The sequence below is a fragment of the bacterium genome, assembly GCA_037131655.1.
Classification (GTDB): Bacteria; Armatimonadota; Fimbriimonadia; order Fimbriimonadales; family JBAXQP01; genus JBAXQP01.
In genome coordinates, this window is record JBAXQP010000181.1 from 1 (window position 1) to 5,705 (window position 5,705).

At 50.2% G+C, this 5,705-nt stretch carries 5 protein-coding genes; 2 read left to right on the top strand and 3 right to left on the bottom strand.

From position 1 onward, the window contains the following. The first annotated feature begins 43 nt into the window (after positions 1-43). A complete protein-coding gene (gene ilvD, locus WCO51_08985; protein ID MEI6513394.1) occupies positions 44-1,723 on the top strand; it encodes a dihydroxy-acid dehydratase in 1,680 nt (559 codons plus the stop codon). A gap of 190 nt (positions 1,724-1,913) precedes the next feature. Further along, positions 1,914-2,798: a glycine--tRNA ligase subunit alpha gene (locus WCO51_08990; protein ID MEI6513395.1), complete on the top strand. Its 885-nt coding sequence runs from the start codon at positions 1,914-1,916 to the stop codon at positions 2,796-2,798. A gap of 45 nt (positions 2,799-2,843) precedes the next feature. On the opposite strand, the gene WCO51_08995 is transcribed toward WCO51_08990, so the two are convergent. From WCO51_08995 to WCO51_09005, 3 genes are all read right to left on the bottom strand, one after another. Next, positions 2,844-3,719 (bottom strand): thioredoxin family protein, encoded by an 876-nt coding sequence (locus WCO51_08995; GenBank protein MEI6513396.1) that lies wholly within the window; start codon positions 3,717-3,719, stop codon positions 2,844-2,846. Positions 3,720-3,842: 123 nt separating this feature from the next. Beyond that, on the bottom strand, positions 3,843-4,742 hold the full coding sequence (locus WCO51_09000; GenBank protein MEI6513397.1) for a thioredoxin fold domain-containing protein: 900 nt from the start codon (positions 4,740-4,742) through the stop codon (positions 3,843-3,845). A 69-nt stretch (positions 4,743-4,811) separates the two neighbouring features. Then, on the bottom strand, positions 4,812-5,555 hold the full coding sequence (locus tag WCO51_09005) for a class I SAM-dependent methyltransferase (GenBank protein ID MEI6513398.1): 744 nt from the start codon (positions 5,553-5,555) through the stop codon (positions 4,812-4,814). Between the last annotated feature and the right edge of the window lie 150 nt (positions 5,556-5,705).

Below are 5,705 nucleotides of genomic sequence, written 5' to 3' on the forward strand. Positions count from 1 at the left end.
TGGTAGAATAGTTTGAAATCTAACCTCATCTAGGACGGATATTATGCCAGATAACCTTCGTAGCAGATTAACTACCCATGGGATTCAGCGGTCACCCAATCGCGCAATGCTGCGTGCAGTTGGATTTGGTGATGATGACTTCGAAAAGCCTATCGTCGGAATCGCGAATTCCTATAGCAACCTGACGCCCTGCAATGTGGGCATTAACGATTTAGCCAAGCGTGCAGAATCGGCGTTAAAGGATGCAGGCGCTATGCCTCAAGTCTTCGGCACCATCACTATTGCCGACGGCATCTCGATGGGCACTGAGGGCATGAAGTATTCTCTCGTTTCAAGAGAAGTTATCGCTGATTCTATAGAGACCGTTTGTGATGGTCAATGCATGGATGCGGTTCTCGCTTTTGGCGGTTGCGACAAGAACATGCCCGGCGCAGTAATCGCGATTGCCAGGATGAATATACCGGCGATTTTTGTGTATGGTGGAACCATTAAGCCAGGCCGATATAAAGGCCGCGATTTAACTATCGTGAGTGTTTTCGAGGCAGTGGGTGAGTATAGCGCTGGGAAGATAAGCAAGGAAGAACTCCTGGAGATTGAGCGACATGCATGTCCCGGACCAGGCGCGTGTGGTGGGATGTATACGGCCAACACCATGTCATCAGCGATTGAAGCGATGGGACTCAGCCTGATGCACTCTTCGACTATGGCTGCTGAAGATGGCGAGAAGGGTGACAGCACTGCCGAATCGGCAAAGGTTTTGGTTCAAGCTATCCGTAACCAACTACTCCCACGCCAGATATTGACCCGCAAGGCATTTGAGAACGCGATGGCGGTGGTGATGGCTTTAGGCGGTTCGACCAACGCAGTACTTCACCTCTTGGCAATTGCTCATGCTGCTGAAGTACCGCTTGTAATTGATGACTTTGAGACTATCCGTGAGAAGGTGCCGGTGCTTTGTGATCTTAAGCCGTCCGGCAAGCATGTGGTGACTGAGTTTCATTTAGCAGGCGGTGTGCCGCAGGTGATGAAGATATTGTTTAATCATGGTGTAATTCATGGTGATGCCCTCACAATCACCGGTCAGACCATTGCTGAAGTGCTTAAGGATGTCCCTGATGAGCCGCCGGCAGACCAAAATATTATTTGCCCATGGGACAAGCCGCTTTATGCCCAAGGTCATCTGGCAATCATGAAAGGCAACTTGGCTACTGAAGGCGCTGTGGCTAAAATCACAGGCGTTAAGCGCTCTGTAATTACCGGCCCTGCACGTGTTTTCGACTCAGAGGAAGCTTGTCTGGAAGCTATTTTGGCAGGCGGCATCAAGGCAGGCGATGTGGTAGTCATACGCTACGAAGGGCCAAAAGGCGGGCCTGGGATGCGCGAGATGTTGGCGCCAACTTCCGCCCTAATTGGCGCAGGACTTGGAGATGCAGTGGGTCTTATTACAGACGGCAGGTTTTCAGGCGGAACTTATGGGATGGTCGTAGGTCATGTCGCGCCAGAAGCTTTTGTGGGTGGAACCATAGCCTTTGTGCATGAGGGCGACTCAATCACCATAGATGCCGAACAGCGACTGTTGCAGCTGAACGTATCTGACGAGGAGTTAGCCGGACGTAAAAAGAATTGGCAGCCCCCTAAACCAAGATACACCCGAGGCGTTCTGGCCAAATATGCCAAACTTGTCTCCACTAGCAGTCTGGGTGCAGTAACGGATTTGGAGTAGTACGGAGAAGGTGATAGGGGTTGGGTGATAGGTGATAGGGCCGGACAGACCCCCTTGTATTCCCCCTTGGAAAGGGGGAAATGGGGTAGGTTTAACCTAAGCTCGGTCAGGATCTCCTTTCCCTTTCCCAAGGAGGGGATCTGATATACGCAATACGTACTACGCAATACGCTCTCCATTGGAGGAATAGATGACGTTTCAAGAAGTGTTGTTGACGCTCGAAAGGTTTTGGGCTGAACGGAACTGTTTGATTGTGCAGCCTTATGATATGGAAGTCGGGGCGGGGACGATGTCGCCTCATACCCTACTGCGCGCGTTAGGGCCGGAGCCTTGGAATGCGGCTTATGTTCAGCCTTCACGGAGGCCTGCCGATGGCCGCTATGCACGCAATCCGATGCGGCTTCAACACTATTATCAATACCAAGTCGTACTCAAGCCCTCCCCTGAGGATGTTGTTGACCAATATCTTGACAGTCTGAGGGCGCTAGGGGTTGATCCGCTCAAGCATGACATTCGCTTTGTTGAGGATGATTGGGCATCGGAGGCGTTGGGCGCGTCGGGTGTCGGTTGGGAAGTCTGGATTGATGGGACTGAAGTTACCCAGTTCACTTTCTTCCAGCAGATAGCCGGTATTGAGTTAAAGCCTATTCTTGCCGAAATCACCTATGGCCCTGAGCGGTTAACCATGATGCTTCAGAAAGTGGACAGCGTTTGGAAGCTGGAGTGGGAGCATGGTATCACCTATCGGGATGTTGCCCATACTTTCGAGTTAGAGAACAACTACTATAACTTCGAGTATGCGGATACCGATATGCTCTTCAGTGTCTTTGATATGTATGAGAAGGAAGCCAAGCGTATAGTTGAATTAGGTTTGGTCTATCCGGCCTATGACTGCGTGCTTAAGTGCAGCCATGTATTTAATCTCTTGGATGCCCGCGGCCGTGTATCGGTTACCGAGAGAGTCAGCTTCATCAACCGTATCCGCTCCCTAACCCGCAAGTGCTGCTTGAAGTATCTTGTAAAGCGAGAAGAGGAAGGCTACCCTCTTCTAAAGAAGCAAGAGCAGTTGGTATAAGAAGCAATTAAGGCCCAGGTTACCCCTGGGCCTTTTTTATTTATGTTACTTGGGGGGTTGGGCGGTTTCTTTTAGTTTGTCTTCGATGGCTTTGACGTTTTGGATGGATACAGACTTTATGTTGTCTGGGCAGCCCGGCATCTTGATAAGGGCGTTGAACTCATCCAGGGCTTCCTTGAGCTTGCCGTTATTGGCATGGCATAACGCGACGTTGAAGTTAGCATATGCGATTAGCCCGATATCTTTATTTCCTTTAGCAAGCATTTGGTAGCACATGATGGCGCCGTCATATTGACGTTTGTCGCGTAGGGCGTCCCCGGCTTTTTGTTGCATCTTGCTTAGATAGTCCGCACCTTCTTTTGGGCCTGCATTGCGAGCCGTTACTAGAAGGGCGAGGGTCTTTTTGGTGTTGTTTAGGTCTAGGTGCTTGCCTAAGAGAATGGTCGCCAACTCCACGTTTTTGGGATCGCCAGCGTATTTAGCTTCTAGCGCAACCAGTTCTTTGCGGTCGGCGGCGATATTCACCAGAGCCTTGCAAAAGGGGACGGCCGGAGCGTAACCGGATATTTGACCCACGAGAGAGCCTGTCGAGTCTATAAAAGCGATGTACGGGTAGCCAGTGATGATGAACTTAGCAGCCTGATCCTTGCCTTCCTTTTCGGCATTTAGCTTGAGGCAGACGAAGTTGTCTAAGGCTGCAATCACATCGCTGTTGGTATACACATCAGTGTCGAGCACCTTGCACCAACCGCACCAGTCGGTGTAGAAGTCGATCATGATGATCTTATCGCCAATCTTGGCTTGCGCTATGGCTGCATCATAGGACTTCGCCCAAGCGATTTCTTTTTTAACAGTATCCGCATTAGCAACGGTCAGCATGGCGGTTAGTATCACTAAACACAAAACGAGATATGATTTCAATGGGGTCTCCTTAGTTTCTTGCGTTCTAACTCTAAGCGGTAACTTTCAGCTCTTCGTCATTAGTGACGACGTATAAGTTGATAGAATGGCCCGGGGATTAACCACAGGCCATTATTGTATCTGTTAATTACTGACTGTCGGCGGGGCAGGTGGCGTGGCTGGCGGGGTCTTTATTTTCTCCTCCAGCCAAGTAATGCCCTGTTCCGTGGCGGTCTTGATGTTGTCAGGGCAGCCCTTGATTTTTAAGACCTCTTGTAGCTCCGATAGCGCTTCCTGATACTTGTTTTGTAGTGCAAGGCAGGCTCCGATTGAGAAGCGGGCATAGGCCAGGTCTCCCGTGTCTTTGGCGCCTAGGACTGCTTTGTTGTAATAGGGAACTGCATTAGCGAAATCGGATTTCGCCCGTAAGACATCCCCGGCGGCATTGTAAATCTTTACAAAGTAGATACCATCGTCTTTCATGCCGGCTTTCTCTGCTTTATCAACGATAGCAAGTACCTTATCGCTTTCGCCTAAGGTTGCATATCTGGCGATGACTTTATAGCATAGATCGGCATTTGCCGGGTCCTTTTCATACTTAATCAGCAGAGCGGCAAGTTCGCCTTTACCGGCAATCACTTGCTTTGCTTGTTTGATGAAATCAACAGGGGTGACATAACCGATAATCTTCCCGATAGGCGTGCCGGATGCGTCAACGATCATGATGGTGGGGAAACCGGTAATACCGTACTTCTCAGAAAGCTTCTTGCCCTCTTTCTCGGCGTTTACTTTCACTGCCACAAATGACTTCGTTACGTAGGTGACGACGGTTTTATTGGAATAAGTGTCAGTATCAAGTTTCTTGCACCAAGTACACCAATCGGTGTAGAAATCAATCATGATTGGTTTATTGGCCTTCTTGGCTTGGGCTTGCGCGACTGTATAGTCCTTCGCCCATGCGATCTTCTTTTTGGCAGTTGCCGCGTTAGCATCGGCCAGCATGGCGGTGAGTATCACTAGACAGATAATGTAAAAGGTTTTCAATAGATTCTCCTTACTGAGTCTTATGTTTATTCTTCGATACTTCTTATTACTTATGACGTGTTGCCCGTCCTAACGTTTTGCGGATACTTCCAGCCCCTCGCCATCAAAGATGACGTTCATGCTGATAAATAGGGCAGGGTCGCGGACAAACTTCAGGTAACCGGCTAATCGCTCGGCGGCGTTGTGGCTGTTATGCGCCAGCACAATGCTGCCTTTGGGCATTTTATCTAGGCTTGCTTCGAGGATGTCGAGGTAGATTCCCTTTCCTCTTCTGGCATCGCCATCCGCGTCTAAATAGAGCAGGTTAATCTGTTCGGGGTACTCAGCGGCGTAGTCTACGGCATCGGCGGCGACGATATTGGCGACGCATGTGGGGTCAATCTTCCTGACATTGCGCTCGGCTCGTTCTGCTTCTTCCGGCTTAATCTCGATGCCCACCAGGTCATTCGCCTGATAGCATGCGCCCGGCCCGACTGCTGCCCCGGCGTTAGATATAAAGGTATTGCCGCAGAAGATACCCGCAGCCAGCATGTTTTGTGGCTGGGTAATGGCGTTTATAGCATAGATTAATCGCTGCATCCGCGGGGTAATGGCTGTCCATGGGATTTCAAACAGCTCCTTAACTGCCTCCCGTAAGGCAAGCATCTTCGCAATATCATAGTTCCCATGCGGCAGTATCCCCGCCTCAACAAGCGCCGCCAACGCATCCCCCACAACCCTAACTTCCATCTCTATTGGCTCAATCGTTAAGAAAGGATTACCCGGGTCCATCCGGTATTCATCCCTATCCGCTGTCATATAAGTTGTAGCCATCGCACCTCTCCCATAATAGGTAAAAGCCCCCCCATCCCAGAGCCTGTCCCTTAATTAACATCTAGGATACCCGTTATTCCACCACCACCCGCTCTCCCCACTGTCATTCAGTGCCGCAGGCGTGGAATCTGTCTGGTGATCAACCTGCGG